The organism is Streptomyces caeruleatus (genome assembly GCF_001514235.1).
GTDB lineage: Bacteria > Actinomycetota > Actinomycetes > Streptomycetales > Streptomycetaceae > Streptomyces > Streptomyces caeruleatus.
Genome location: NZ_KQ948924.1, coordinates 490,847 through 517,513, shown reverse-complemented (window position 1 = coordinate 517,513; position 26,667 = coordinate 490,847). Strand labels below are relative to the sequence as shown.

Genomic DNA, 26,667 nt, shown 5'->3' with positions numbered 1-26,667 from the left:
CCGATAATTCACGCAGGGTGACGGGTAATTCCCACAAGGGATCAACAGGAACGCATTCGGACGGAACCCCTCACTTGTTCCCTTGCGTCTTCCTCGCTTACGTTCGCCACCAATCCGGACGGACGCCGAATCCTGCCGCCGACCGGAGTCCGCGCAAACTCACCCGTGAACGGCAGGAGCGGGGGACCCACAGGTACAACCGCCTGTTCCGGTCTCCTGGAACAGGCTTGGGGTCAAGTCGCGTCCCGACGTGACCGGGCATCTCCAGCCCGCACCCGACAGCTCACCTCGTAGGCGCCGGAGAGGAATTCGCCATGCCCGCGAAGGGTAAGCACCGCCGCCCGAAGTCCCTGCGCTTCACCCGCTCCATCGCCGTCGCCGGAACCGGTGGAGCCGCTCTCGCTCTCCCGCTCATCGGTGCCACCGGCGCCCACGCCGCTCCCTCGCAGTCCGTTTCGGAAAAGGCCGTTCAGTCCCTTCCGGCCGCCGAGAAGAAGGCCGTCGAGAAGAAGGCCTCCGACAAGAAGGCCGGCCCGCGGACCTATTCGGTGAAGGTCGGCGATTACCTCTCGAAGATCGCCGACGAGCAGAACGTCACCGGTGGCTGGAAGAAGCTCTACGCCGACAACCGCGAGGCCGTCGGCGCCGACCCGTCGCTGATCCACCCCGGCCTGAAGCTCTCGCTCAGCGGCAAGAAGGCCACGACGAGCGCCCCCAAGTCGTCGTCTTCCTCCTCGTCTTCCTCCTCCGAGTCGTCCGCCGACTCGACCGCCTCGAAGTCCTCCGCGGCGCAGAAGACCACGACCACCCAGAGCGCCGAGAACGCCGCCACCTCCAGCGGCTTCTCCGCCCCCGTCTCCGGCGCCTCCGTCGGCACCGGGTACAAGGTGGCGGGCAGCATGTGGTCGAGCGGCTACCACACCGGCGTCGACTTCGTCGCGCCCACCGGCACCCCGCTGAAGGCGGTCGGCGCGGGCACCGTCGTCTCGGCCGGCTGGGGCGGCGCGTACGGCAACCAGGTCGTCATCCAGCTCGCCGACGGCTACTACGCCCAGTACGCCCACCTGTCGTCGCTCTCCGTCTCGAGCGGCCAGACCGTGACGGCGGGCCAGCAGATAGGCCTCTCCGGCGCGACCGGCAACGTGACCGGCCCGCACCTGCACTTCGAGATCCGCACCACGCCGGACTACGGCTCGGACCTCGACCCGGTCGCCTACCTCCGCTCGAAGGGCGTCGCCATCGGCTGACGCGGCACGCCGCCCGAACCACCTGCCTGACACGCAACCGAAGGCCGGACCTCGATCCCCGGGTCCGGCCTTCGGTGCGTGCGGAAGAGGTGGCCCGGGACCGGTCGGGATGTCGACAGCGCGGGGGTGATGAGGGGAGAGTGATCTCCGATCGGTTGGAGCAAGCGCTTTCTACGTCATCGCCCCAGCGAAAGAGCCCTTCCCGTGACGACCACGCGCAGAGCATTCGGAGTCCTGGTCGCAGGTGCCGCCCTCGGGGCGCTCGCCCCGCCGGCGCGGCGAGTGCGGCCCCGGCCCGCCGCCGGCTGATCGCCCACGACGACTTCTGCCACGGCCTCGGCCAGTGGGTGACCGAGTTGCAGGACGGCGGCACCGTCACCGCCGCACGCGGTGTGCTGGAGATCGACGTACCGAGCGGGGCGACGGTGTGGTTCAAGAAGCGGCTCGAAGGACCGTACGTCCTCGAGTACACGGCCACCGCCGTCTCGGCCGGCGGTCCCAACGACCGTGTCTGCGACCTCAACAACTTCTGGAACGCCCTCGACGTCCGCTCCCCGGACGACCTCTTCGCCACCCCGCGCAGCGGCGCGCTGGAGGACCACGTCAAGACGTACTACGCCGCCTACGGCGCCAACTACAACACCACGACACGACTGCGCCGGTACGTCGGCGAGGCCGGGGTCCGGCCGCTGATCTTCGACTACACCGGCCAGGAGCCGTACACCAGTGGGCACTTCGCCTTCCGGACCGTGTGGAGCCACTTCCGGGTCAGCGACTTCCGAGTATGGCGGCTGCGCCCACAACACCCCTGATCGGAGGGATATTCCACGTTTGGTGAACCCTTTAGAAGTGGCTTATCTCACCGCTAGTCAACCCTTGCCTACGGTCGCGTAGGTCACATTCGAAGGTGAATCATGTGCCGATGTGGCAGACGATTCGAAGAGTGACAGCAGATCAGTGATCGGGTCGTACGTTGCGGTGGGGGACAGCTTCACCGAGGGCGTCGGCGACCCCGGCCCCGACGGGGCGTTCGTCGGCTGGGCCGACCGGTTCGCGGTCCTGCTCGCTGACCGGCGCCCCGAGGGCGACTTCAATTACACGAACCTCGCCGTACGCGGCAAACTGCTCGACCAGATCGTCGAGGACCAGCTTCCGAGGGCCGTCGAACTGGCCCCGGACCTGGTCTCGTTCTGTGCGGGCGGCAACGACATCATCCGACCCGGAACCGACCCCGACGAGGTGGCCGAGCGCTTCGAGCGGGCGATCATCCGGCTCACCTCCGCCGTCGGCACCGTCATGGTGACGACCGGCTTCGACACCCGTGGCGTGCCCGTGCTGAAACATCTGCGCGGCAAGATCGCCACATACAACGGTCATGTGCGGGCCATCGCCGACCGGTACGACTGTCCGGTGCTCGACCTGTGGTCCCTGAAGACCGTTCAGGACCGACGGGCCTGGGACGGCGACCGGCTCCACCTGTCTGCCGACGGGCACACGCGCGTGGCGCTCCGCGCGGGCCAGGTCCTCGGCCTGGAGGTGCCGGCCGACCCCGACCAGCCCTGGCCGCCGCTCCCGCCCCGCGGCACCCTGGAGATCCGCCGGGACGACGTCCACTGGGCGCGTGAGTACCTGGTGCCGTGGATCGGGCGGCGCCTGCGCGGCGAGTCGTCGGGGGACCATGTGACCGCCAAGGGCGCGCTCTCCCCGGACGACATCAAGATGCGGATCGAATCGGTGGCTTGAAGCGCCGCTTCGTTCAGGTGGGGGCCGTGTCCTGTCCGGGGGCGCGGCCCACACGGCTGTCGTGGCCGCGATGAACCGGCCGCGCGTTGATCGACGACCTCACCGCGCCGACGCCGTCAACGCCTCCCGCTCCAGCCCCAGTTCCCGGGCCAGCGCCTCGTCCACCCACTCCTGGGCACGCGCGCGTGACACCGCGCCGCGGTACGACGTCAGCTGTACGGCGAGCCCGTCGAGGAGGGCCGTGAGCCGCAGGGCCGTGCCGGTGGGGTCCGCGCAGACGAACTCGCCCGCGGCCACGCCCTCCGCGATGACCTCGGCGATGGCGCCCTTCCACTGCCGGTCCAGGTCCCGCGTGACCTCCTGCAGCGCGGGCTCACGCAACGCCCCCGCCCAGCCCTCGATCCACAGCCGCCAGCCCTTGGCCTGACCGGTCGGCGCATACCAGCGCACGGCCGTCCGCAGCCGTCGCAGCGCCGTCGTACGGCGGCCGAGGATCTTGCGCAGCTGGGTCAGGTCGCCCTCCGCCGCGTGGGTGAACGCGGCGGCGACCAGCTTCTCCTTCGTGGCGAAGTGATAGAGCACCAGCGCGTTGCTCACGCCGAGCGCCGAGGCCACGTCGGCGATCCGCACCGCCGCCACGCCCCGCGCCTCTATCTGCTCCACAGCGGCCCGCAGCAACTCCTCGCGCCGCTCCGCCACGCTCAACCGCACTCTCGCCACCCGGTCACCCTAAGGCCTCGCCACGGGCGGTTCCCGGGCCGAGGCCGGGGCAGGGCCCCTCGACCTGCGTCACCGATGCCGGCCGAACCGCTCGGCGATCACCGGCAGCCGGTCCTCCGCGATGGCGTGCGCGGCCGCCCGGGGCGTCGTGCCGTCGGCCTCCGCGCGGGCCAGGGTGAGGTCGGTCAAGGCGCGCATCGAGCGCCGGGTGTGGGCGAACGCCTCCTCCGCGGAGGGGCCGATGTCGCCGAACAGCGTCCACCACCACCAGGCGTTGGTGCACGAGTTGACCACGACGTCCGGCAGCACCGTGACGCCCCGCGCGGCCAGCGCCTCCTCCGCGTCCGGCCGTACCGGCATGTTGGCCGCCTCCGCGATCCAGCGGGCGGTGACGCGCCCCTGGTTCGCGGCGTCGATCGCATACGAGACGGCCGCCGGGACCAGCACCTCGGCCTCGACCGACAGCCAGGCCTCGCCCGGCAGTTCGCGGTCGCCCCGGCGCAGCGCGGCGCGGTCGACAGTGCCGTAAGCGTCCCGCGCCGCCAGCAGGCTCTCGACGTCGAGACCCGCCGGGTTGGCGATCGTGCCCTTGATGTCGGCGACGGCCACGACCGTGAGCCCCGCGCGCGTGAGGAAGCGCGCCGTGGCCCCGCCCATCGTCCCGAGGCCCTGCACGGCGACACGGGTCCGCCAGCACGGCACACCGGCCCGGTCCAGCGCCGTGAGCACCGACTCGGCGACCCCGCAGCCGCCGACCAGCTCGTCCAGCCCGATGCCGTCCACCTCGACCGCGAACGCCTCCGCGAGCCGCCGACGCGCGCCGGCCTCGTCGTCCAGCAGCGGATACACGGCCTGCACGGACGAGACGAGCCCCGCCTCGGCCGCCGCCCGGTCGACCACGTCCTGGGTGAGCCCGAGGTCCTCACCCGTCGTCCAGAAACTCTCGATGTACGGCCGCATCGTCCGCAGATAACGCACCAGGAGCCCGTACGCCTCCGGATCCCGGGGATCGCAGTCGATGCCGCCCTTGGCGCCGCCCAGCGGGACGTACCGTGCCTCGGGGTCGTAGTGCAGCGCTTCCTTCAGGCTCATGCCGCGGGCGAGCCCGGCGACCTCGTCCGACGTACAACCCGGCCGCATGCGCAGCCCACCGCTGCACACACCGCGCACCAGCCGGTCGATGACCAGGAAGCCCTGGCGGCCGGTGACGTCGTCGGTCCAGGTGAGCGACAGCAGGGGGGTGGTCATGGGGTCTCCGGGGGAGGGGCGGGAGCCGCGTGCCGCGCGCTTACTGAACGATGGGTCAGTATCGGAGGTGGGTGGGGACATGTCAACGTAGGGGCGGAGCGGAATGGACCAGGGGGTGTCCGGGGTTGTCGGAGGGGCCGACCATAATGGAATTTCTCACCGACTCCACCTGGAGGTACCGTGGCCGGTTTCCGTTTCCCGAGCTCCGGGCTGCGTGCCCTGCGGCCCGAGGCCTTCGGTGTGGACCCGAGCGGTGAGCGCATGGCGCGCATCCGCAGATCGCCGCACTTCCGGGACGGGGTCTTCCAGAACCCCGGGGGCGTCGCGCGCACCAGACCGTCCGGATCGATGCTGGAGTTCGCCAAGGTCTTCTTCGACCGGGACACCCGGCCCCGCCGCGCTCCGAAGTCCCCCGTGCCGATCCACCCCACCACCTACGCCGACCTGGCGAAACCGCCCGTCGGCGGACTGCGCCTGACCTGGATGGGGCATTCCAGCGTCCTCGCGGAGATCGACGGGCACCGGGTGCTCTTCGACCCCGTGTGGGGCGAGCGCTGCTCGCCGTTCCCCTTCGCCGGGCCCAAGCGGCTGCACCCCGTGCCACTCCCTCTCGCCGCGCTCGGGCCGGTCGACGTCGTCGTCATCTCGCACGACCACTACGACCACCTCGACCTGCCCACGATCAAGGCGCTGGTCGGCACGGACACGCTGTTCGCCGTACCGCTCGGCGTCGGCGCCCACCTCGAACACTGGGGCGTTTCGGCCGACCGGCTGCGCGAGCTGGACTGGCACGAGACGACGAAGATCGGCGGCCTCACCCTGACGGCCACCCCGGCCCGCCACTTCTGCGGCCGGGGCCTGCGCAACACCCAGCACACCCTCTGGGCGTCCTGGGTCGTTGCCTCGGACGAGCACCGGATCTACCACAGCGGCGACACCGGATACTTCGAGGGCTTCAAGGACATCGGCGCCGAACACGGCCCGTTCGACGCCACGATGATCCAGTTGGGCGCCTACTCGGACTTCTGGCCCGACATCCACATGACGCCGGACGAGGGCGTCCGGGCCCACCTCGACCTGCAGGGCGGCGATCCGGCCGCGGGCGTCATGCTGCCCATCCACTGGGGCACCTTCAACCTGGCGACGCACCCGTGGGCCGAACCGGCGGAGCGGACCATGCGGGCCACGCACAAGGCCGGGGTCACCATGGCGGCGCCCGTCTGCGGCGAGCCCTTCGAGCCCGCCTCGGTGCCGCCCGTGACGCCGTGGTGGCGTGCGGCGGCCGAGGAGCCCGCCGGGGGATGGCCGACCTGGCCGCCGGTCGCGCCGGGGCCGGACGCGACCGACGCGACCGACGCGCCTGACACGCCGGACACTCCGGAGAAGCCTGACAGCGTGGCGGTCGGGTAGCGCGCCCCCGGCTTTGGCGGGCCCCGTCGGTTGTGCACCGGCAGGGCCCGCCGTGGTGTGTGCGGGCAGTGCCGGACTCGTTCGGGCGCCCCATCGGGCGCCCGCTGTTCTTCCGGCGCCCTTCCGAAGTGGTTCGCGCGGGGCGCGTGGGAGCTCTTCAGGGCGCTCGCACAGTCTTGTGCGCGGATACGGCCCGTGACGTGACCGGGGTCGCTGAACGGTGCGCGTGCAGTGCTGAATCGTCCCGGCCGGGGCTGCCGCGGCGAGGGAATCAGGGGCCCGCGACGCATGCGGCGGCTGAAGCGCCCCGCCGCTCGACTTTGCTTCCTGAGCACTTCTGACCAGGTCCGATCGTTCGATAGCTCGTTGTGGGCGAACGGTGGAGCTGGTTATCGGTCTGTCGTACGAGACCTCATACCAGAGCGGGACGCTGCCTGCGGGACTTTGTCAACTGCCCACCGCACTTGATGCGGAGGCGACTACTGTCAGTGTCCGTTGGGCGACACGGAGCCGAATTCGTCGGCTCCGTCGACCGACATCGCGATGGCGCATGCCCCGGGCCGCGCAGACCGCGCGCACTCCCAAGGCCCCGACCGACGGACCAGTACGAGGACCCTGATGTCTCAACTCCGCGCCCCGGCCGCGCGCGCAGACCGCCGTGAGGGCGGACGGCACGGGCGCCCGGCCGCCCGCACCGCCACCGCGCTGCCCGAGACCCATATACGGCCCCAACTGCTGCGCCTGGCAGTGCTGCCACCAGTCGCGGTGACCCTCAGCGCCTGCGCGGCCGTGCTGTTCGTCGTGCGCTCCACCGGGGCACGGCCGAGCCTCACCCTGTGGGCCGTGCTGGCCGGCGCTGTCTCGGTGACCGTGGCGGGCATCCTGATCGCCGCGGTCGCCGCCAACCGCACCGCCAGATCAGTGAGCGACCGCATCGGAGCACTGCGCCGCAACAGCGCACGCGGCGAGGCCGATCTGCGCACCCTCGTCGAAGCACTGCGCCGCGGTGACGGCCCGCCGAAGCGCAAACCACGTAGCGGTCCGCCCGACGGCGCCGACGACTTCGAACTGCTCGCCTCCGACCTGGCCCGCGCCCACGACGGCGCCGTCAGCGCGGTGGTCCAGGCCTCACAGCTCTCCAGCCAGGCGGGCAGCGAACAGAAACTCGAGGTCTTCGTCAACCTCGCCCGGCGCCTCCAGTCGCTCGTCCACCGCGAGATCTCCATCCTCGACGAGCTGGAGAACGAGATCGAGGACCCCGACCTGCTCAAGGGCCTCTTCCACGTCGACCACCTCGCCACCCGCATCCGCCGCCACGCCGAGAACCTCGCCGTGCTCGGCGGCGCCGTCTCCCGCCGCCAGTGGAGCAACCCGGTCTCCATGACCGAGGTGCTGCGCTCGGCCATCGCGGAGGTCGAGCAGTACTCTCGGGTCAAGCTCGTGCCGCCCATCGACGGCACCCTGCGCGGACACGCCGTCGCCGACGTCATCCACCTGCTGGCCGAACTGGTCGAGAACGCCACGGTGTTCTCCGCCCCGCACACCCAAGTGCTGCTCCGGGCCAACCTCGTGACCTCGGGCCTCGCCGTCGAGGTCGAGGACCGCGGGCTGGGCATGCCCGTCGGTGAGCAGAACCGTATGAACGCCTTGCTCGCCGACCCCGACCAGGTCAACGTCGCCAGCCTGCTGGCGGACGGACGCATCGGACTGTTCGTCGTCTCCCAGCTCGCCAAGCGGCACGGCATCCATGTGCGGCTCCAGACCAACATCTACGGCGGCGTCCAAGCCGTACTCGTCGTGCCGCAGGGGTTGTTGGGGGCGGAGCCGGAGGGCCGGCGTGGCGGTGCGCCGCGGGCGCAGGATCCGGCAGGGGTGGCCGGTGGCCGTGCGGGTGCCGGTGCCGGTGGCGGTGGCGGTGTCGGCCCGGGTGCCGGCGGGGCCGTACCGTCGCGCCCCACGCAGCAGGCGCGTTCGCAGCAGGCCTCCGTGCCGCCGCAGCAGCATCGGCAGCCCACGTCGGCCGGATCCGCCACCTCCTCCGCCGCCGCGGCATCGGTCGCGTCGGAGGGCGGGCAGCGGGGTGTGGCCGAGACGTCGGCGGGCGTGCCACCTCGGCAACAGCCGCAGCCCCAGCCCCAGCCCCAGCCGCAGCCGCAGTCCGGTGGCTGGAGTGCGCCCTCCGGCGCTCACAGCAACGGGCCGGCCCCGCTGCCCGTGCGCGGCGCTCGTGAGGAGCGGGCCAACCCGGCGGAGGCCGTGCCGGGCATCAGGCCCGACGAACGTCGGATCGTCGCCGAGAACACCGTCGCGCCGCCGACCCCGCGCACCGGAACCGTCCGCGGCACCATGGGCAAGCCCCAACTGCCCCGGCGCCGGGCCCAGGAACACATCGTGCCCCAGCTGCGGAGCGCGCCCGTGCCACGTCAGGAGACCGACGAGCCTGCTGGGCACGACCCGGGACTGATGGCCGCGTTCCAGCGGGGAATCGGGCTCGCCGAGACGCAGCAGCACATGGAGTCCGCGCAAGGGGAGTCGGCGCACATGGAGTCGGCGCACATGGAGTCGGCCCACATGGACGCAGCCCACATGGACTCGGCACACACCGCCAGCACTCAAGGCACCACGTCCGCCTACACCCCCTCACCGAACCAGCCCCCCGCCCCGGATCCGACCCGCCTGGAGTTCATGCGCCCGGCGTCGGTCCACCTGGAGGCGACGGGCCTCGACGCGGGGCGGGTGCAGCCAGCTCAGCAATCACAGCCCACACATCTGCGCCCGGCGTCCATGGACCCGTCCCACCTCACCGAGACCCACCCCGGGCCCACCCCCGGCCCCGACCACACCCCCTGGCACGACGGGAGCGCACCGGCCGGATGACCACGACCGTGACCAGCTCGACGTCCGCCTGGCAATCCACCCCCACCCCCACCCCCAGCGCTCCCGCTGACCTTCGTACCTCAAGGAGTCGATCCATCATGGCGAGCGAAGCGCCGACCGCTCATGTCTCCGATCTCGACTGGCTGATGAGCGGCCTCGTGCAGCGTGTCCCGCACACCACCAGTGCGGTGCTCCTCTCCTGCGACGGGCTCGTGAAGTCGGTTCACGGCCTCGACCCGGACAGCGCGGACCACATGGCCGCCCTGGCTTCCGGCCTGTACTCCCTGGGCCGCAGCGCCGGGGTCCGGTTCGGCGACGGCGGAGACGTGCGCCAGGTTGTCGTCGAACTCGCTTCGACCCTGCTCTTCGTCACGACCGCCGGTTCCGGCACCTGTCTCGCCGTGCTGGCCGGCCGCGAGGCCGACGCGGCGGTGCTGGGCTACGAGATGGCGATGCTGGTCAAGAGCGTCCGCCCCTACCTGGTCACCGCACCCCGGCAGCACTCCGTCGAACCCTCGGCGATGAGGCCTTGAACGTGACGGCGGCCGGCGACGGGCCCTGGCTCGACGACGCGGCCGGACGGCTGGTGCGCCCTTTCACGGTCAGCAACGGCCGTACCCGGCCCACCATCGCGCTCGATCTGATGTCGCAGGTCATGGCCACCGGGGCGACCCCCCTCGGCTACCTCGGCCCCGAGCACGAGCAGGCACTCGACCTGTGCCGCGCCCCCGTCTCGATCGCCGAGGTCGCCGCCCACCTGAAGCTGCCGGCCGCGGTCACCAAGGTGCTGCTGTCGGACCTCGTCGACTGCGGGGCGCTCACCACCAAGCCCCCCGAGTTCCACCACAACCCGACTGACCGGGCCCTTCTGGAGGCAGTGCTCGATGGACTACGACGACAGCTCTGACCCCTTCCCCACCGCACTGAAGATCTTGGTGGCAGGAGGGTTCGGGGTCGGCAAGACGACTTTCGTCGGCGCGGTGAGCGAGATCGCGCCACTCAGCACGGAGGAGCTGCTCACCACGGTCAGCGCTGCGACCGACAACCTCGAAGGCATCGAGAACAAGGTCGAGACGACGGTGGCCATGGACTTCGGCCGCATCACGCTCGATCCGGAACATGTCCTGTACCTGTTCGGCACGCCCGGACAGGAACGGTTCTGGTTCATGTGGGACGAGCTCTCGGAGGGCGCGCTCGGCGCGGTCATCCTCGCCGACACCCGGCGCCTGGAGGACTGCTTCGCCGCCGTCGACTTCTTCGAGCAACGAGGCCTCGGCTTCATCGTCGCGATCAACGAGTTCGACGGCTCCCACCGCTACGACCCGGAGGAGGTCCGAGCAGCGATCGATCTCGACCCGCAGATCCCGGTCGTCCGCTGTGACGCCCGGATCTCCAGCTCCGGTGTCCAGACCTTGCTGACCCTGGTCCGGCACCTCATCGCCCACGCGCCGGCACCCGCGCCGAGTCACGGCGCCCACATGTGACATCCGCACACACCAGCACGGAGCCGCATATGACCTACGCCCACAGCGACGGAATCCGCCCATGAGCCACGGCCCACCCCACCCGGTCGCTCGCCTGCTGCTCACCCCCGAGGACAAGGAGGCCCCCGCCCGCGCACGGCGGCTGTTCCAACTGGGTCTGGGGGAACACCCCGATCCGGCCCTGGACGTCTTCGCGGACCACCTCGCCGAGCTCACCGGGGCGCCGTACGCCATGGTCAACTTCATCGGCGAGAACCGGCAGTTCTTCGCCGGTCTGCATGTGCGGCCGACCGTGAGCCTCGCCCGGAGCGACGACACCAAACCGCAGCTGGGCCGCCATATGGCGCGCGACCATGGGTTCTGCCCCCATGTGGTCGTCCGACACAAGGCGCTGGTGCTGGAGGATGTCCGCGACTATCCGAGGTTCGCCGGGAACCCGATCGTCGACGAGTTCGGCATCCGCTCCTATCTGGGTGCCCCGCTCATCGACTCCACGGGGATGGCGCTGGGCACGGTGTGCGTCGTCGACGTGGAGCCGCGGCCGTGGGGGAAGGCGGGCCTGGAGACCATCAAGGCGTCCGCCGCGGAGCTGGCGATGCGGCTGGAGCGACGGGCGGCGGACGGGCTGCCCCTCTAGCAGCCGGGGCCGGGGCCGGGGCTGAGGGCGTCCTTCGAGGGTGGGCGGAGGGCGTGAAGGAAAGCTGTGGCGCCGCTTAAGAAAACCTCGATGGACCTGGGCGCCGCCGTACGGCAGATTCAGGTGCGATTCCACCCCCCTCCCCGGCCGCGGGCGCCTTCGGCATGCCCGCGGCCGGGACTCACGCACAGGAGCCGTACCGTGAAGGCGCTGGTCAAGGAGAAGGCGGAGCCCGGGCTCCGGCTCGCGGACGTGCCGGAACCGGCCGTCGGACCCGGTGACGTACTGATCAAGGTGCTGCGCACCGGCATCTGCGGCACCGATCTGCACATCCATGCCTGGGACGGCTGGGCACAGCAGGCGATCCGCACTCCGCTCGTGCTCGGGCACGAGTTCGTGGGCGAGGTCGTCGAGGTGGGTCGCGACGTCGGTGACATCGCCGTCGGCGAGCGGGTCAGCGGCGAGGGCCACCTGGTGTGCGGCAAGTGCCGCAACTGCCTGGCCGGACGCCGCCATCTGTGCCGGGCCACGATCGGCCTCGGGGTCGGACGGGACGGTGCCTTCGCCGAGTACGTCGCGCTGCCGGCCGCCAATGTGTGGGTGCACCGGGTGCCCGTCGACCTCGATGTGGCCGCGATCTTCGACCCGTTCGGCAACGCCGTGCACACCGCGCTCTCGTTCCCACTGGTCGGCGAGGACGTCCTGATCACCGGCGCCGGCCCGATCGGCCTGATGGCGGCCGCCGTGGCCCGGCACGCGGGCGCACGCAACGTCGTGATCACCGACGTGAGCGAGGAACGGCTGGAGCTGGCCCGCAAGATCGGCGTGAGCCTCGCGCTGAACGTGTCGGAGGCGACCATCGGCGACGGGCAGCGCGCCCTCGGCCTGCGCGAGGGCTTCGACATCGGCCTGGAGATGTCCGGCCGTCCCGAGGCGATGCGCGACATGATCGCCAACATGACCCACGGCGGACGTATCGCCATGCTCGGCCTGCCGGCGCAGGAGTTCCCGGTCGACTGGGCCCGGATCGTCACCTCGATGATCACCATCAAGGGCATCTACGGCCGGGAGATGTTCGAGACCTGGTACGCGATGTCCGTGCTGCTGGAGGGCGGCCTCGACCTCGCCCCCGTGATCACCGGCCGGTACGGCCACCGCGACTTCGAGGCGGCGTTCGCCGACGCGGCGAGCGGCCGTGGCGGCAAGGTCATCCTCGACTGGACCGTCTGAGCCACCGCGCACGCCTTCCCCGCGTAAGTCATCTGCTTTTTCTAGGAGCTTTCCGATGTTCGACTCCGTGCGCGACGACCTGCGCGCCACCCTCGACGAGATCCGCGCCGCCGGTCTGCACAAGCCCGAGCGGGTCATCGACACCCCGCAGTCCGCGACCGTCAACGTCAGCGCGGGCGGTCGCCCCGGCGAGGTCCTCAACTTCTGTGCCAACAACTACCTCGGCCTCGCCGACCACCCCGAGGTGGTCGCCGCCGCCCACGAGGCGCTGGACCGCTGGGGCTACGGCATGGCGTCGGTCCGCTTCATCTGCGGCACCCAGGAGGTGCACAAGCAGTTGGAGGCACGGCTCTCCGCGTTCCTCGGCCAGGAGGACACGATCCTGTACTCCTCCTGCTTCGACGCCAACGGCGGCGTCTTCGAGACGCTGCTCGGACCCGAGGACGCGGTCATCTCCGACGCCCTGAACCACGCGTCGATCATCGACGGCATCCGGCTGTCCAAGGCCCGCCGATTCCGCTACGCCAACCGCGATCTGGCCGATCTGGAGCGGCAGTTGAAGGACGCCGCCGCCGCCCGCCGCCGCCTGATCGTCACCGACGGCGTCTTCTCCATGGACGGCTATGTGGCGCCGCTGGCCGAGATCTGCGACCTCGCCGACCGCTACGACGCCATGGTCATGGTCGACGACTCGCACGCCGTCGGCTTCGTCGGCCCCGGCGGCCGCGGCACCCCCGAGCTGCACGGCGTCATGGACCGCGTCGACATCATCACCGGCACCCTCGGCAAGGCGCTCGGCGGCGCGTCCGGCGGCTATGTCGCGGCCCGCGCCGAGATCGTCGCCCTGCTGCGCCAGCGCTCCCGGCCGTACCTGTTCTCCAACACCCTCGCCCCGGTGATCGCGGCGGCCTCCCTCAAGGTCCTCGACCTGCTGGAGTCGGCGGACGACCTGCGCGTCCGGCTGGCCGAGAACACCGCGCTGTTCCGCCGCCGGATGAACGAGGAGGGCTTCGCCATCCTCCCCGGCGACCATGCCATCGCGCCCGTGATGATCGGTGACGCGGCGGTCGCCGGCCGGATGGCGGAGCTGCTGCTGGAACGCGGTGTCTACGTGATCGGCTTCTCCTACCCCGTGGTGCCGCAGGGCCAGGCCCGCATCCGCGTCCAGCTGTCCGCCGCGCACTCGACGGACGACGTCAACCGCGCCGTGGACGCCTTCGTCGCGGCCCGGGCGGAACTGGAAGGCTGACGTCCGGCTCGCTCCGGATCTTGCGATAATCGATCTCATGATCGAAGCGCGGCGGCTCCACATCCTGCGTGCGGTGGCCGACCACCGCACGGTGACGGCGGCTGCCGCCGCGCTGTATCTGACCCCCTCGGCGGTCTCCCAGCAGCTCACGGCCCTGGAACAGGAGACCGGCCACCGCCTCGTCGAGCGCGGCGCCAAAGGCGTACGGCTGACCCCGGCCGGCGAGATCCTGCTCAACCACACCAACGCCGTCCTCGCCCAGCTGGAGCGGGCGGAGGCGGAGCTCGCGGCGTACGACTCGGGCGCGGCCGGCACGGTCACCGTCGCCTCGTTCGCGACCGGCATCGCCCAGGTCGTCGCCCCGGCGGTGACCCGCCTCGCCGGGACGTCCCCGGGCATCCGCATCCGCGTTCAGGACGCCGAGGGTGACGCCAGCCTGCCGATGGTGCTGGACCGGCAGGTCGACATCGCGGTGGCCGTCGAGTACCGGGGCGCACCGCCCGCCGACGACCCGCGCCTGGCGCACGTACCGCTGTACGCCGAGCCCTTCGACGCGGTCGTCCCGGTGAGCCACCGGCTCGCCGACACCCCCGAGGTCCCTCTCGCAGAGCTGGCCAAGGACCCCTGGATCGGCCCGTACCCCGGCAATCCCTGCCATGACGTGGTCGTCCTGGCCTGCGAGAACGCCGGGTTCCAGCCCCGCCTCGAACATTCCTCGGACGACTTCCGAGCGGTCGTCGCCCTCGCCTCGGCCGACGCGGGCGTGGCCCTCGTGCCGCGCTCGGCGCTGCGCGGCATGGACCTCACTGGGGTCGTCGTACGTCCCGTGGACGGGGTGGCGCCCACGCGCCGGGTGTTCGCGGCCGTACGGCGAGGCGCCGAGGGGCACCCGTTGATCCGGCCGGTACTCGCGGCGCTCGGCGAAGTCGCGGGGGAGTGAGCGGCCCGTAACACCGGTGTCTCATATCTGGGATAGCTTCCCGGATATGAGACAGGTGGATATGAAGCAAGGAAGTGCGGACGGAGTCGAAGGCATGGACCCCGTCGATGCCCGTCTCGGCGGGCGTCTGGCCGAATTGCGGGCCGAACGGGGCTGGTCCCTGGGCGAGTTGGCCGAGCGCAGCGGCATCAGCCGCTCGACCCTCTCCCGTGCGGAGCGTGCCGAGATCAGCCCTACCGCCTCGCTGCTGAACCGCCTGTGCCATGTGTACGGGCGGACCATGTCCCAGCTGCTCAGCGAGGTCGAGGCCGAGACGGCGCTGCTGGTGCGGGCGGCCGAGCAGCCGGTGTGGGAGGACCGCACCTCCGGGTTCGTACGCCGATCGGTGTCACCGCCGCACACCGGGCTGCGCGCCGAACTCGTCGAGGGACGGCTCGGAGCGGGCGCCGACATCGCCTACGACCGGCCGCCCGTGCCGGGGTTGGAGCAGCACATCTGGGTGCTGGAAGGGGCCCTCGATGTGACGGTGCAGGAGACCGGGCACCATCTCGACGCCGGGGACTGTCTGCGAATGCGGGTATGGGGGGCCATGCGGTTCCGGTGCGCCGGGCCCGAGGCGGTGCGGTACGTGCTGGCGGTGGTGCTGCCGTGATCGTGACACGACTGGACGAGGTCCAACTCCTGGGGCTGACCGAGGACTTGGCCGACCTGCTGGTGGACACCGTGACGGACGGGGCCTCCGTCGGATTCCTGGGCCCCCTCGACCGTACGGCGGCCATGGCCTGGTGGAAGGAGCGCGCCGCCGCCGTGGCCACCGGTCAGCTGGCCGTGTGGGCGGCACACGAGGACGGGCGGACCGTCGGCACGGTCGGTCTGGCCTTCGCCGACAAGCCCAACAGCCGCCACCGGGCCGAGCTGGTCAAACTGATGGTGCACCGGGACGCCCGGGGCCAGGGCCTCGGCCGCACCCTCCTGACGACCGCGGAAGAGGCGGCGATCAGCGCCGGGGTCACCCTCCTCCACCTGGACACCGAGACCGACAGCCTCGCCGAGCGCCTGTACGGCTCGGCCGGCTGGACCCGGGCCGGAGTGATCCCCGACTACGCGGCCAGCCCCGACGGAGTTCTGCGGCCGGCGACGATCTACTACAAGCACGTGTGACCCGGCGAGGCAGGCGCGGCGGGGCGAGGTGGCAGGGACGGGCGCGGTGGCAGTGCCGCGTGGAACACTCGGCGCCGTCGATCGACCACACGGCAGCCGTACACCGAGGGGGATTGACTGCCATGGGCGTGAGCATCTCGTTCGTCAGCGCGACGACGGAGGAGCTGGACAGGGCTGAGGAGGACCCGAGTTGGGCCGACCAGTTCCCTTGCGACCTGTACTCCGGCCGGTTCCCGATACCCGGTCGCCTCTACGGCGGCCCCGGCACTACGACCCGGAGCGGATGGCGAAGGCGTTCATGAACTTCAGCTTCTAGGACCCCGTTCGCGGAAATCCCTCTCACCAGGTGATTGTCAGTGCCGGCGGCTACCGTGCGTGTCATGCCGGATGCCGAAGACGTACGCCGTATCGCCCTCTCTCTGCCGGACACGACGGAGAAGATCGCCTGGAGCATGCCCACCTTCCGGGTCGCGGGCAAGATGTTCGCCACGCTGCCCGAGGAGGAGACGTCCATCGCCGTGCGCTGCCCGAAGGAGGAGCGCGACGAACTGGTGATGGCCGAGCCGGGCAAGTTCTGGATCGCCGACCACGAGGCGCAGTTCGCCTGGGTGAGGGCCCGGCTGACCGCCCTGGAGGGCGAGGACGAGCTGCGTGACATCCTCGCCGACTCCTGGCGTCAGGCGGCACCCACGAGGCTGCTGGACGCGTATCCGGAATTGGGGCTGCCGACGGGGGAGTGAAGAGCCGAAGCACACCCGGTGTGGCCGCGCGACCTCGGCCTGTTCTCAAGCCGGTGGGCACGCGGTGGGCACGCTGCGGCCGGCGAGCTCGCTGAGGTCGGTGGCCGCGCATAAAGGAGTGCGCGACCACCGACCCGAGTGCGGTACTGTTTCCATGCACGTTCGGCCGGGGGAAACCCCAGGTCAGGCGGGCACCGGGACGTGGCGCAGCTTGGTAGCGCACTTGACTGGGGGTCAAGGGGTCGCAGGTTCAAATCCTGTCGTCCCGACGGTGCGAAGGGTCTTCGCAGGCGAGAGCCTGTGAGGGCCCTTTTTGCTGGGCGGCCGCGCGCTCAGTCCGTCGCGGCGCCGAACCAGGTGGGCAGATGGATGAGCAGCTCCCGCTGGTCGTCGCCGACCCACGCGACGTGGCCGTCCGGCCGTAGCAGTACCGCGGGCACGTCCAGCTCCTCGCTGACGTCGACGACGTGGTCGACCCGGTCCGACCAGCCCGCCGCCGAGAGCCTGCCGGTCTGGTCGAGGAGCAGTCCGCGTCCTTGGTGCATCAGCTCGTACAGACGGCTCTGCTTCAGCCGCACGTCCCGCAGCCGGCGGCCGAGCAGCTCGTGGCCCTCGCCGAAGTCGTAGCGGACCCCGGTCGCGATGATCTTCTCGGTCAGATACCGGCTCACGTCGTCGAAGTCCATCAGCTCCGACAGCAGCCGACGCACCGCCTGGGGGCCGGGCTCGTCCGACATCAGTTCCATCTGGGCCCGGGTGTTGACCAGCACGTCGGCGGCCACCGGGTGCCGCTCGGCGTGGTAGCTGTCCAGCAGCCCCTCCGGGGCCCAGCCGGCCACCGTGGCGGCCAGCTTCCAGCCGAGGTTGAACGCGTCCTGGATGCCGAGGTTGAGCCCCTGTCCGCCGACCGGCGGGTGGATGTGCGCCGCGTCGCCGGCCAGCAGCACCCGGCCGTCCCGGTAGCGCTCGGCCAGCCGCGTGGCGTCGCCGAAGCGGGACAGCCACCGCGGCGAGTGCACGCCGAAGTCGGTGTCGGCGAACACCCGCAGCTGTCGCTTGAACTCCTCGAGGGTCGGCGGGGCCGAGCGGTCGTCGGCCACCCCCTCGGCGGGCACGACCACGCGGAACACGCCCTCCCCGACAGGCCCGAGGCCGAACCGCTTCTGGGTCTTGCGGACTTCGGTCACCACGGCGGTCACCGTCTCCGGCGGCGCGGTCACCTCCATCTCACCCAGCAGCGTGTCGACCCTGCTCGGCTCGCCGGGGAAGCCGACGCCGAGCAGCTTGCGCACCGTGCTGCGGCCGCCGTCGCAGCCGACGAGGAGACGCGAGCGCAGGTGCGTACCGTCCGCCAGCTCGACCGTCACCCCGTGCTCGTCCTGGCTCAGCCCGACCAGCTCGCAGCCGCGCCGGATCTCGGTGCCGAGCTCCACGGCCCGCTCGGCCAGGAGGCGGTCGGTGGTGGTCTGCGGGATGCCGAGGACGTACGGATGCGCGGTGTCCAGCCGGTCGGGCGCGGGCTTGTGGATACCGGCGAAGAACCCGCCGAGCGGGTGCTGCTGCCCCAGGGCGAGGAAGCGGTCCAGCAGACCGCGCTGGGCCATCACCTCGATGCTGCGTACGTGCAGGCCCAGCGAGCGCACGAACGGGGGCGGTTCCGCGTCCCTCTCCAGCACGACCACGTGCACCCCGTGCAGCCGCAATTCGGCGGCGAGCATCAGGCCGGTCGGTCCGCCGCCGGCCACGATCACGTCGATCATCACAACACCCATTTCCGCAGGTACTGGCTTCGGCCGGAGATTCTGCGGCATGACGGGGGCCTTGCCGCAAGCCCCCCGGTGCGCTATATGTTGAGAGTGGCAAGGAGTGGGTGACCTCCTTGCCTTTGTCTTTGCCGGGGCGTGCGGCCGCATTCGTGGCTTGCGCACGTCGGCGGCCGGGTCCGGTGCCTGCCGTTCATCTCCCTGCGGCACCATCGGAGGTGTTCCGCCCCACCGTCACATCGGGAGTACGCCATGCCCCGCTCCGAAGCCCGCGTCGCCACCGACCGCCCGCAGCGTTACGCCAAGCAGCTCGCGTCCCACCTGGGCCGACGCAGCGAGACCAGCTGGGACGAGGCGACGGGGGAGGGCCGGATCGTCTTCCAGGGCGGGACCGGCACCCTGACCGCGGCCGAGGGCGCGCTGCTGCTGTCGGTGGAGGCCGACGCGGAGCGTCTGGCGCTGTTCGAGGACGTCGTGGGCCGGCATCTCGTCCGCTTCGGCGCCAAGGACGAACTGGTGGTGGAGTGGCACAGGGACAGCGGCGAGCCCGGCACCACCCAGCGCAAGGGCGACGAGCCCGACGCGGCACACCGCCCGGACTGAGCGCGCGCTCTACGACCGCCGACCCCGGGCCGTCACCCGCAGCCCCGTCGGCAGCGGCGCGGCTCGCCTGTCCGGGGCCGACGGCGCCGGACAGGCCCTCCCCCGGGACCGGTCAGACCACGCAGCCCACATGCGCCAGCGCCTGCTTCAGCAGCACCCCGTGTCCGCCCGGCATCTCGCTCTGCACCGCCGGGGACAGCGCCTCCTGCGGGCTGAACCAGACCAGGTCCAGGGCGTCCTGGCGGGGGCGGCAGTCACCGCTGACCGGGACGACGTAGGCGAGGGAGACCGCGTGCTGGCGCGGGTCGTGGTACGCCGTGACGCCCTGCGTCGGGAAGTACTCCGCGACGGTGAACGGCTGCAGGGACGTAGGTACCCGGGGCAGCGCGACCGGGCCGAGGTCCTTCTCCAGGTGGCGCAGCAGGGCGTCGCGGACCCGCTCGTGGTGCAGTACGCGGCCGGAGACCAGGGTCCGGCTGACCGTTCCGTCCGGTCCGATGCGCAGCAGGAGGCCGATGCTGGTGACCTCGCCGCTGTCGTCGACGCGCACGGGCACGGCCTCGACATACAGGATCGGCATGCGGGCGCGTGCCTGCTCCAGCTCGTCGGACGACAGCCAGCCGGGCGTGGTTTCGGTCATGTCAGACATTGCTTGATCATACTTTCCGGGAATTGCGAACGCTCAGTCGCGGTGCGGGCGGGGTTCGGGGGCGGGGGCGGGGGCGGGGTCGGGTAAGGGAAGTCCGTAGAGGCGGCGGGCGTTGTCGCCGGCCGTCCACGCCGCGATCCGCAGCGCGTCCGGCAGGCTCAGGTCGTCGGCGTCCACGCGGTCCTGGAGCAGCTCGCCCAGACCGCGGCGGAACGCCAGCGCACCGAGCGCGTAGAACTCGGCCAGACCATACGCGTCGGAGCTGTACAGCAACTTGCGGAACGGGGTGATCTCCAGCGCCTCCGCCAGGACCGCTCCCGACCGGGCGGGGCCGACATGGTGCAGGGTGAGGCCCACGTCCAGGTACACCTGTTCGAAGACCGCCGCCAGGAACGCGGCCTGGCGCTGGTAGGGCCAGCAGTGCAGGAGCAGGACGGGGATCGTGCCCTTGGTCAGGTGCAGCCAGTCCGTCAGATGCGTCGGGTCGACCCGGTGCAGACGGATGTCGCTGTCGCCGAAGCCGGTGTGCAACTGGAGGGGGAGGCCGAGGTCGACGGCGGTCCACAGCAGATGCCGGACCAGGACCGGGTCCACCAGCCGTCCGCCGTCCGCCAGCCACTGCCTGGCCGCCGCGGTGACCAGCGCGTCCGAGGTGCGCGCCGGGTCCAGGTCGAAGCCGGTGCGGTAGGCGGCCACCGACTTCACGGCCACGACGCCGGGCCGCCGTACGGCCTCCTCGGCGGCTGTGCGGAACGCGGTGGCGTACGCGTCCGGTTCGACCCCGGCCGCGGCCACCGCCTCGGCGATCACTTCCAGCCGTACGACCTCGTACGCGGTCGCGTCGGCCGTCTCGGCCAGTTCCCGGGGCGTGGTGATCGGATGCGGGGTGTACCCGGTGTCGACGCAGAAGGCCCGTGTCCCCGCGGCGGCCAGAAACCTCCGGTTCACCTCGTCCCCGCCCAGCTCCGCACGCCGGGCCAGATACGCGTCGGCGGGGGCGTGGCGGGGGAGGTCCAGCAGGGGTGCGCAGTGGCGGCGTACGGACACGCCGACCGGGGTGTCGAAGGGCGAGACGCCGGGCCAGGGCTCGCTCTCGGTGAGCAGGGACTCGAAGCCGTCCCGGTCCAGGTCAGCGGTGACGACCCCGTGGCAGTGGTGGTCCACCAGCGGCAGCGCCGCCAGCGTCTCGTGGACCGGTCCCGGGGCGCTCACGTCAGTACTTCCAGCGGTAGGCCGCCGCCACCCGGTCGTCGTCCAGCCCGGCCACGGAGGCGAGTTCTCCCTGCCGTACGGCGATGACGGCGTCGGCGAGGACCGGGCCCAGCGCGGCGCGCAGCGGCTCGTTCGCACGGAACTCCTCGACGGCCTCGCCGAGGGAGGTCGGCAGCCTCCGGACACCTCTGGCGGCTGCCTCCCGCGCACTCAGACGGGCCGGATCGCCGGTGGTCTCCTCCGGCAGGCGGGCGTCCGAGGCCAGTCCGTCCAGGCCGGCGGCGATCAGGCAGCCGAGGGCGAGGTACGGGTTGGCGGCCAGGTCCACCGGCTTGACCTCCAGGTTGGCCGCCTGGTCGTGATGGCCCGCCGTGCCGGTGACGACGCGCAGCCCCGCCTCGCGGGTCTCGCGGCCCCACGCGGTGAACACCCCGGCCCACTGCGAGGGCCTCAGACGCAGGTGGCTCGCCGGGCTCGGGGCGGTCACCGCGGTGAGGGCGGAAAGGTGGGTGAGCACACCGGCCGCGAAGGACTCGGCCTCCGGGCGCATGCCGTGGCGGCGGTCACCGCCCGCGTGCAGGTTGACGCCGTCGCGCCAGACGGAGAGGTGGACGTGGCCGCCGTTGCCGACGCCCTGCCCGAGGACGGCGGGGGCGAAGGACACCGCGAGGCCGTGGCGTTGCGCCACCGCCCGGATCGTCTGCCGTACCAGCACGCTGCGGTCGGCCGCCGCCACCGGGTCCAGCGCGGCCACCGACAGCTCGAACTGCCCGGCCGCGTACTCGGGATGGAGCTGGTCGACCTCCACACCCTGCCGGGCGAGCGCCGCCAGCAGATCGGCGGCGCAGTCGCTCAACTCGACCTGGCGGGTGGCGCCGTACGCCGGACCCGTCACCGCCGGAACGAACTCGCCGTCGACGCCGGGAGGCCGGGCGACGGCCCACTCGATCTCGATGCTCGCCCGGAAGGTGATGCCGTGGCGCTCGGCGGCCTCCCGGACCGTCCGCCGCAGGAAGGTGCGGCTGCACGCGGGATGCCGCTCGCCCTCCTGGGAGATCCGGTCGACCGGCGCCCACGCCCAGCCGGGCTGAGCGGACAGCTCCACCAGCGGGTCGAGGTCGGGGTAGAGGCGCAGGTCGCCGTCCGGGGAGCCGAGGACGTCGGTGGTGACGATGGAGTCGTTCGCGAGGAACGTGTCGAACACCGGTGACATACCGACGCCCCAGGCGGCCGCCGAGGCCAGCTTCGCCGTCGGGATCGTCTTCACCCGGCCGACGCCAGCCGTGTCGACGTAGGCCAGGACGATCCCGTGCACGCCCCGCCCGGACAGCTCGCCGCTCAGCGCGCCGGCCCGCTCCACGTCACCGGGACGCCCTCCCGGGACGGGATCGGCAAGGGTGGTCATACGGTCTCCCGGTCTCCTCGACGAGCTCGGCCGGTCCGCGCCGGTCCGTGCGGTCCCTGCTGGGCGTCAGGGTTTCACGGCGACCGCGCCGTACTGCGGCACCGGAGCGGGAGAGTCGGCGGCCCGCCACTGCGAGCAGGACACCATGCCGGGCTCCAGCAGCTCCAGGCCCTCGAAGAAGGCGGCGATGTCCGGGCCGCTGCGGGCCGTGATCGGCGGCGTGGCGTTCTCGTTCCAGAACTTCATCGCCGGGATCTGGCCCTCGCCGCCGAGCGCGGAGTCGAAGGTCGGGTGCGTCAGGACCAGGTGGCTGCCGGAGGGTACGGCGGCCAGGACGCGCCGTACGATCTCGCGGGCCTTGTCGTAGTCCAGGACGAAGTTGAGGATGCCCAGCATCATCACGGCGACGGGCTTGGTGAAGTCCAGGGTCTGGGCGGCGCGTTCGACGATGGCGTCCGGGTCGTGCACATCGGCGTCGATGTAGGCGGTGACGCCCTCGCGGGTGCCGGTCAGCAGGGTGCGGGCGTGCACGAGGACGATCGGGTCGTTGTCGACGTACACGATCCGGGAGTCGGGGGCGACGCGCTGGGCGATCTCATGGGTGTTGTCCGCCGTCGGCAGCCCGGTGCCGATGTCCAGGAACTGCCGCACGCCACGCTCCTCGGCCACGAAGCGCACGGCCCGGCCGAGGAAGTCGCGGTCCGCGCGGGCGATGTCCCGGATGATCGGGAACATGCCGGCGACCTGCTCACCGACCTGCTGGTCGACCTCGTAGTTGTCCTTGCCGCCGATCCAGTAGTTCCACACGCGCGCGTTGTGCGCCACACCGGTGTTCAGCCTCGCCGACCCGCCCGACGGGGTGTGGCCATCACTCACGACTCGTCCTCTCCTCGCACGCACGACCGAAACCGGCCATCGCCGCCATTGTGCCGCCCCGTTGATCACGCTGTCCTGGGAATCGGCAGAGCGAGCAGGGTGGTTGGCGGGTCGGAGGGCGGTGCGAGGAGGGAGAGCTGCCGCTATTCGATCTCGCTGGGGCTCGCGGCCGGCGTCTTGCCGGCCAGGACGTCCTTGAGGCGCTGGGTGCCGAGCTGCACCGCCTGCTCCATGGAGTCGTGCTCGTCCCCGTCGAGACCGCCCGAGGTGACGGTGATCGCGTCGTTGCCGACGCGTACGGCGGCGACGTCCAGGGTCAGCGTGGCGTCGTTGCCGTCGGTCTCGCCCCGCACCGTCACGCGCAGGCCCTCACGGGCGTCGCCCACGTCGGGCAGCGAGGTGTCGACGACCTGGACGGTGCGTTCTTCGCCGTTCTCGGTCATCGTGAACTGGTCGCACTTGTCCGGCAGTTCGGCCATCCAGTTCAAGGCGCCCTGCGGATCGGTCCGGTCGTACGCGGCGACCTGGTACAGCAGACGTGAGTCGCCCTGGGTGAAGCCGCGCAGCGCGTTCGCGCCCGAGGGCTTGCCCAGCAGGTCGTCGTCGAAGAGGGAGTCCATGAGCCGCTGGCAGTCGGCGGCGTCGGCCTTGGCGGTGAGGAAGTCCGAGACGTCGACCGTGCCGATGAGCAGGCTGTCCTGCCAGTTCTCGGCCTCCGTGTCCTTGACCTGCGTCCAGTCGTCCTCGATGTCCGCCTCGGTGATCAGCGCGGTCTGCGCACCGGACTCGGTGAGGACCGCGTTGGGCGAGCCAGTGGGTGAGGTCGCCGGCGAGGTGGTCGGCTGCTTGCGGGCCGCGGGTGAGGCCGTGACGCCCGAGGACCGTGAACCGTCCTTGTCCTCGTCGGAGGAGCAGGCCGCCGTGGTCACCAGGGTGCCCGCGACCACGGCCGAGGAGAGGACGCGGACGAGTCGGGTCGGACGACGGGTCATCGGAGTGCCTCCTGAGAACGTGACGAATGTCCTCAGGGCACCACCGCACCCGGCGGCCCACCACCGGCACCGGCCCGTTCGAGTGAGCCCCCGCGGCGGGGCCCGCGCCTCACCCGCCCGGCTGCCCGTGTCCGTGCTGCCAGGCCCAGGCCGCGATCTCGACGCGGTTCCGGGCGGCCAGTTTCAGCTGGACGCTGGACAGGTGCGTCTTGACCGTGGACAGGGAGACGTACAGCTCGGCGGCGATCTCCGCGTTCGTGCGGCCGAGGGCGACCAGGCGGACGACGTCGAGTTCGCGGTCGGTGAGGGGTTCCGTGGGGGCTGCGACCGGCCTCACCGGCGCGGCGGAGACGGCCTGCGGGGCGGTGACGTGCTTGAGCAGGCGGACCGTGACCGACGGCGAGATCAGCGAGTCACCGGCCGCGGCGGCGCGGACCGCCTCCGCGAGGAGGGTGGGCCCCGAGTCCTTCAGCAGGAACCCGCACGCGCCGCCGCGCAGCGCCCCGTAGACGTACTCGTCGAGATCGAAGGTCGTCACGACGACGACCCGCATCGGGTCGGCCACCTCGGGCCCGGCCAGCAGCCGGGTCGCCTCCAGACCGTCCAGCTTCGGCATCCGGATGTCCAGCAGGCACACGTCCGGCCGCTCCCGTCGGGCCAGCGTCACCGCTTCCTCGCCGTCGGCGGCCTCGGCGACCACGGTGATGTCGGGCTGGGCGTTGAGGAAGAACCGGAAGCCGGTGCGGACCATCTCCTGGTCGTCGGCGATCAGGACGCGGATGGGGGCGCCGGGCGGGGTCGGGGCGGTCATGGCTCGATCATGCCTTACGGGGTTCGCGCCTAGGGGGTGCATGCCTTACGGGGTTCGCGCCCAGGGGGTGCATGCCTTACGTGGGTCGCGCCCAGCGGGTTCGTGCCTTCCGGAGACCGCGGCGAGGAACCTGCTGCGCTGCATCGCGTACTCCCGATCTCCCGATGCCCCGATGGCTCGATGTCCGTGGTGAGGATGCGGCTCCAGCCTTGCCCGTGCGCCCGGGCGCGCGCCTCGGCCGTAAGGCCGGCGTCGGCCGACGTCAGTGGGCGTCCCCTCGGCCGAACGGCCGATCCCGCCCTGCCCGGCCTCACCTACCGTGATCGGCATGAAGTCCGTGTCCCCCCGCGGCTGCGCCCGGGGCTTCGCCGTCGGCGTTCTGCTCGCCGCCTGTGTCGTCGACGTCCTCTACGCGGGTGCCGACGGTACGAGCGTGCTGCCGACCGCGAGCCCCGTCTGGCCGACCCTGGCGATGCTGCTCGTGGGACTGTCCGCCGTGCTGTGGCCTGCCGGGCGGCGGCCCGAGTGGCTCACACCGCGGGTGCGTACCGCTGTGCCCGCACTCGCCTCGATCCTCTACTCGGCGGCCGCGCTCGCGGCGGGCGCGACCAACCTGTTCGGGCCGGGCGAGGTCCTGATCCTGCTGTGCCTGCTGTTCGTCGCGGTACGGCACTGCCCGCCCCGCTCGGCCTGGGGGTGCGGCGCCCTCGATGTGGGCGCGCTGCTGCTGTTGCCGGTCCGGTATCTGGGGGCATGGAACGACGAGGCGCTGACCTTCGTCGTGGTCGGCCTGGTCCTGGTCGGTGTCTTCGCCGGACTCGCGGGCTATCTGCGCTCGCTGGACTACCGGCGTACGGTCGCCGTCAGCGAGACCCGGCGCGCCGAGCGCCTGGCCATCGCCGCCGACCTGCACGACTTCGTCGCCCACCATGTCACCGGGATCCTGGTGCAGACGCAGGTGGCCCGCATGATGGCGCAGGCCCAGCCCCAGGTTCAGGCCACGGGCCGGGCCGAGTCTCAGTCCCAGTCCCCTTCCCAGTCCCCTTCCCAGGCGCAGGAGCTCGACCCGGTCCTGGCCGGCATCGAACGCGCCGCGACCGAAGCTCTCGCCTCGATGCGCCGCACCGTCGGCGTGCTGCGCCACACCGGGGACGGCACCGAGGCGGCCGACCACCGCCCGGTCGGCGACCTCGCCGGCATCGCCGAACTGGCCGACGGCTTCGCGAGCCCGGTCCAGCAGGTCACCCTGCACCGCGACCCCGCCCTCACCGACGACCTCCCCCACGAGGTACAGGCCGCCGCGTTCCGCGTCGTCCAGGAGGCACTGACCAACATCCGCCGCCACGCGGCCGACGCCGCCCACGTCGAGGTCCGGCTGCGCGACGACGCCGGACACCTGGAAGTCTCCGTCACCGACGACGGCCGCGGCGGCACCCAACTCCCGGCAGCCGCACACGGCGGCGGCTTCGGCCTCGTCGGCCTCAAGGAACGCGTCACCGCACTGGGCGGCGAACTGCACACCGGACCACGCACCGGGGCCGGGTGGGAGGTACGCGCGGTGCTCCCAGCCGCGAAACGCTGAGGCTCGTCAGTGGGGGGCGTGGCGCGAGGGGTCGCCTGCCTGCCGGTCTGGCGCTGTGACCGGCCCCAGCTGTTCAATGAGGCTGCAC

General features: G+C 71.7%; 25 protein-coding genes, 1 tRNA gene, 1 pseudogene and 1 riboswitch. Of the genes and pseudogenes, 18 read left to right on the top strand and 9 right to left on the bottom strand.

The features are described 5' to 3' along the window. The first annotated feature begins 142 nt into the window (after positions 1 to 142). Positions 143 to 312: riboswitch (cyclic di-AMP (ydaO/yuaA leader) on the top strand. A 2-nt stretch (positions 313 to 314) separates the two neighbouring features. The 3 genes and pseudogenes from AQJ67_RS02345 (at position 315) to AQJ67_RS02335 (ending at position 2,990) form a co-directional block, all read left to right on the top strand. Further along, entirely contained in the window at positions 315 to 1,247 is a 933-nt protein-coding gene (locus AQJ67_RS02345) for a LysM peptidoglycan-binding domain-containing M23 family metallopeptidase (protein WP_062716253.1), read from the top strand. A 204-nt stretch (positions 1,248 to 1,451) separates the two neighbouring features. Then, positions 1,452 to 2,059: pseudogene (locus AQJ67_RS02340) on the top strand (DUF6250 domain-containing protein). Between the two features lie 145 nt (positions 2,060 to 2,204). Beyond that, positions 2,205 to 2,990: an SGNH/GDSL hydrolase family protein gene (locus AQJ67_RS02335; protein ID WP_062716252.1), complete on the top strand. Its 786-nt coding sequence runs from the start codon at positions 2,205 to 2,207 to the stop codon at positions 2,988 to 2,990. 99 nt (positions 2,991 to 3,089) lie between these two features. Here the strand turns inward: AQJ67_RS02335 and AQJ67_RS02330 are convergent, their stop codons facing one another. Further along, positions 3,090 to 3,710 (bottom strand): TetR/AcrR family transcriptional regulator, encoded by a 621-nt coding sequence (locus AQJ67_RS02330; protein WP_107122765.1) that lies wholly within the window; start codon positions 3,708 to 3,710, stop codon positions 3,090 to 3,092. Positions 3,711 to 3,779: 69 nt separating this feature from the next. Continuing rightward, a complete protein-coding gene (locus AQJ67_RS02325; RefSeq protein WP_062716250.1) occupies positions 3,780 to 4,958 on the bottom strand; it encodes a Glu/Leu/Phe/Val dehydrogenase dimerization domain-containing protein in 1,179 nt (392 codons plus the stop codon). 180 nt (positions 4,959 to 5,138) lie between these two features. Between AQJ67_RS02325 and AQJ67_RS02320 the strand changes: the two genes are divergently transcribed. The 13 genes from AQJ67_RS02320 to AQJ67_RS02255 all read left to right on the top strand — a co-directional run bounded on the left by AQJ67_RS02320 (position 5,139) and on the right by AQJ67_RS02255 (position 16,955). Next, complete coding sequence (locus AQJ67_RS02320; RefSeq protein ID WP_062716249.1) at positions 5,139 to 6,368, top strand: MBL fold metallo-hydrolase; 1,230 nt, start codon at positions 5,139 to 5,141, stop codon at positions 6,366 to 6,368. 618 nt (positions 6,369 to 6,986) lie between these two features. Continuing rightward, positions 6,987 to 9,245 (top strand): sensor histidine kinase, encoded by a 2,259-nt coding sequence (locus tag AQJ67_RS02315; RefSeq protein ID WP_062716248.1) that lies wholly within the window; start codon positions 6,987 to 6,989, stop codon positions 9,243 to 9,245. A 98-nt stretch (positions 9,246 to 9,343) separates the two neighbouring features. Then, complete coding sequence (locus AQJ67_RS02310) at positions 9,344 to 9,778, top strand: roadblock/LC7 domain-containing protein (RefSeq protein ID WP_062716247.1); 435 nt, start codon at positions 9,344 to 9,346, stop codon at positions 9,776 to 9,778. 2 nt (positions 9,779 to 9,780) lie between these two features. Next, positions 9,781 to 10,152, top strand: coding sequence for a DUF742 domain-containing protein (locus tag AQJ67_RS02305; RefSeq protein ID WP_062716246.1), 372 nt, complete (start codon positions 9,781 to 9,783; stop codon positions 10,150 to 10,152). Continuing rightward, positions 10,130 to 10,729, top strand: a complete 600-nt coding sequence (locus tag AQJ67_RS02300) for a GTP-binding protein (RefSeq protein WP_062716245.1) — start codon at positions 10,130 to 10,132, stop codon at positions 10,727 to 10,729. The genes AQJ67_RS02305 and AQJ67_RS02300 overlap by 23 nt, the downstream gene beginning before the upstream one ends. 61 nt (positions 10,730 to 10,790) lie before the next feature. After that, complete coding sequence (locus AQJ67_RS02295; protein WP_062716244.1) at positions 10,791 to 11,366, top strand: GAF domain-containing protein; 576 nt, start codon at positions 10,791 to 10,793, stop codon at positions 11,364 to 11,366. Between the two features lie 201 nt (positions 11,367 to 11,567). After that, complete coding sequence (tdh, locus tag AQJ67_RS02290; RefSeq protein ID WP_062716243.1) at positions 11,568 to 12,596, top strand: L-threonine 3-dehydrogenase; 1,029 nt, start codon at positions 11,568 to 11,570, stop codon at positions 12,594 to 12,596. Positions 12,597 to 12,651: 55 nt separating this feature from the next. After that, on the top strand, positions 12,652 to 13,845 hold the full coding sequence (locus tag AQJ67_RS02285; protein WP_062716242.1) for a glycine C-acetyltransferase: 1,194 nt from the start codon (positions 12,652 to 12,654) through the stop codon (positions 13,843 to 13,845). Positions 13,846 to 13,882: 37 nt separating this feature from the next. Next, positions 13,883 to 14,785, top strand: coding sequence for a LysR family transcriptional regulator (locus AQJ67_RS02280; RefSeq protein ID WP_062716241.1), 903 nt, complete (start codon positions 13,883 to 13,885; stop codon positions 14,783 to 14,785). A gap of 61 nt (positions 14,786 to 14,846) precedes the next feature. Beyond that, on the top strand, positions 14,847 to 15,437 hold the full coding sequence (locus AQJ67_RS02275; protein WP_062716240.1) for a helix-turn-helix domain-containing protein: 591 nt from the start codon (positions 14,847 to 14,849) through the stop codon (positions 15,435 to 15,437). Beyond that, complete coding sequence (locus AQJ67_RS02270; protein WP_062716239.1) at positions 15,434 to 15,946, top strand: GNAT family N-acetyltransferase; 513 nt, start codon at positions 15,434 to 15,436, stop codon at positions 15,944 to 15,946. The genes AQJ67_RS02275 and AQJ67_RS02270 overlap by 4 nt, the downstream gene beginning before the upstream one ends. A 380-nt stretch (positions 15,947 to 16,326) precedes the next feature. Further along, complete coding sequence (locus tag AQJ67_RS02260) at positions 16,327 to 16,686, top strand: MmcQ/YjbR family DNA-binding protein (protein WP_062716237.1); 360 nt, start codon at positions 16,327 to 16,329, stop codon at positions 16,684 to 16,686. Between the two features lie 195 nt (positions 16,687 to 16,881). After that, positions 16,882 to 16,955: transfer RNA gene (locus tag AQJ67_RS02255), tRNA-Pro, on the top strand. A gap of 63 nt (positions 16,956 to 17,018) precedes the next feature. Here the strand turns inward: AQJ67_RS02255 and rox are convergent. Further along, the gene (gene rox / locus AQJ67_RS02250) at positions 17,019 to 18,446 is read right to left on the bottom strand and encodes a rifampin monooxygenase (RefSeq protein WP_062716236.1); all 1,428 of its coding nucleotides are present in this window, start codon (positions 18,444 to 18,446) and stop codon (positions 17,019 to 17,021) included. A gap of 255 nt (positions 18,447 to 18,701) precedes the next feature. Between rox and AQJ67_RS02245 the strand changes: the two genes are divergently transcribed. Then, entirely contained in the window at positions 18,702 to 19,052 is a 351-nt protein-coding gene (locus tag AQJ67_RS02245; protein WP_062716235.1) for a DUF2218 domain-containing protein, read from the top strand. 112 nt (positions 19,053 to 19,164) lie between these two features. Here the strand turns inward: AQJ67_RS02245 and AQJ67_RS02240 are convergent, their stop codons facing one another. From AQJ67_RS02240 to AQJ67_RS02215, 6 genes are all read right to left on the bottom strand, one after another. Then, complete coding sequence (locus AQJ67_RS02240; RefSeq protein WP_062716234.1) at positions 19,165 to 19,692, bottom strand: NUDIX hydrolase family protein; 528 nt, start codon at positions 19,690 to 19,692, stop codon at positions 19,165 to 19,167. A 42-nt stretch (positions 19,693 to 19,734) separates the two neighbouring features. Beyond that, positions 19,735 to 20,913 carry an amidohydrolase family protein gene (locus AQJ67_RS02235; protein WP_062716233.1) on the bottom strand — a complete coding sequence of 393 codons (1,179 nt, stop codon included), beginning with the start codon at positions 20,911 to 20,913 and terminating at the stop codon, positions 19,735 to 19,737. 1 nt (position 20,914) lies between these two features. Then, the gene (locus AQJ67_RS02230) at positions 20,915 to 22,318 is read right to left on the bottom strand and encodes a type I glutamate--ammonia ligase (protein ID WP_062716232.1); all 1,404 of its coding nucleotides are present in this window, start codon (positions 22,316 to 22,318) and stop codon (positions 20,915 to 20,917) included. A gap of 66 nt (positions 22,319 to 22,384) precedes the next feature. Further along, positions 22,385 to 23,194, bottom strand: coding sequence for an SAM-dependent methyltransferase (locus AQJ67_RS02225; RefSeq protein ID WP_062716231.1), 810 nt, complete (start codon positions 23,192 to 23,194; stop codon positions 22,385 to 22,387). A 143-nt stretch (positions 23,195 to 23,337) separates the two neighbouring features. After that, entirely contained in the window at positions 23,338 to 24,186 is an 849-nt protein-coding gene (locus AQJ67_RS02220; RefSeq protein ID WP_062716230.1) for a hypothetical protein, read from the bottom strand. 109 nt (positions 24,187 to 24,295) lie between these two features. Then, entirely contained in the window at positions 24,296 to 24,997 is a 702-nt protein-coding gene (locus tag AQJ67_RS02215; RefSeq protein ID WP_062716229.1) for a response regulator, read from the bottom strand. Positions 24,998 to 25,325: 328 nt separating this feature from the next. On the opposite strand from AQJ67_RS02215, the gene AQJ67_RS02210 reads away from it, so the two are divergent. Further along, positions 25,326 to 26,579: a sensor histidine kinase gene (locus AQJ67_RS02210; RefSeq protein WP_062716766.1), complete on the top strand. Its 1,254-nt coding sequence runs from the start codon at positions 25,326 to 25,328 to the stop codon at positions 26,577 to 26,579. Positions 26,580 to 26,667 lie beyond the last annotated feature (88 nt).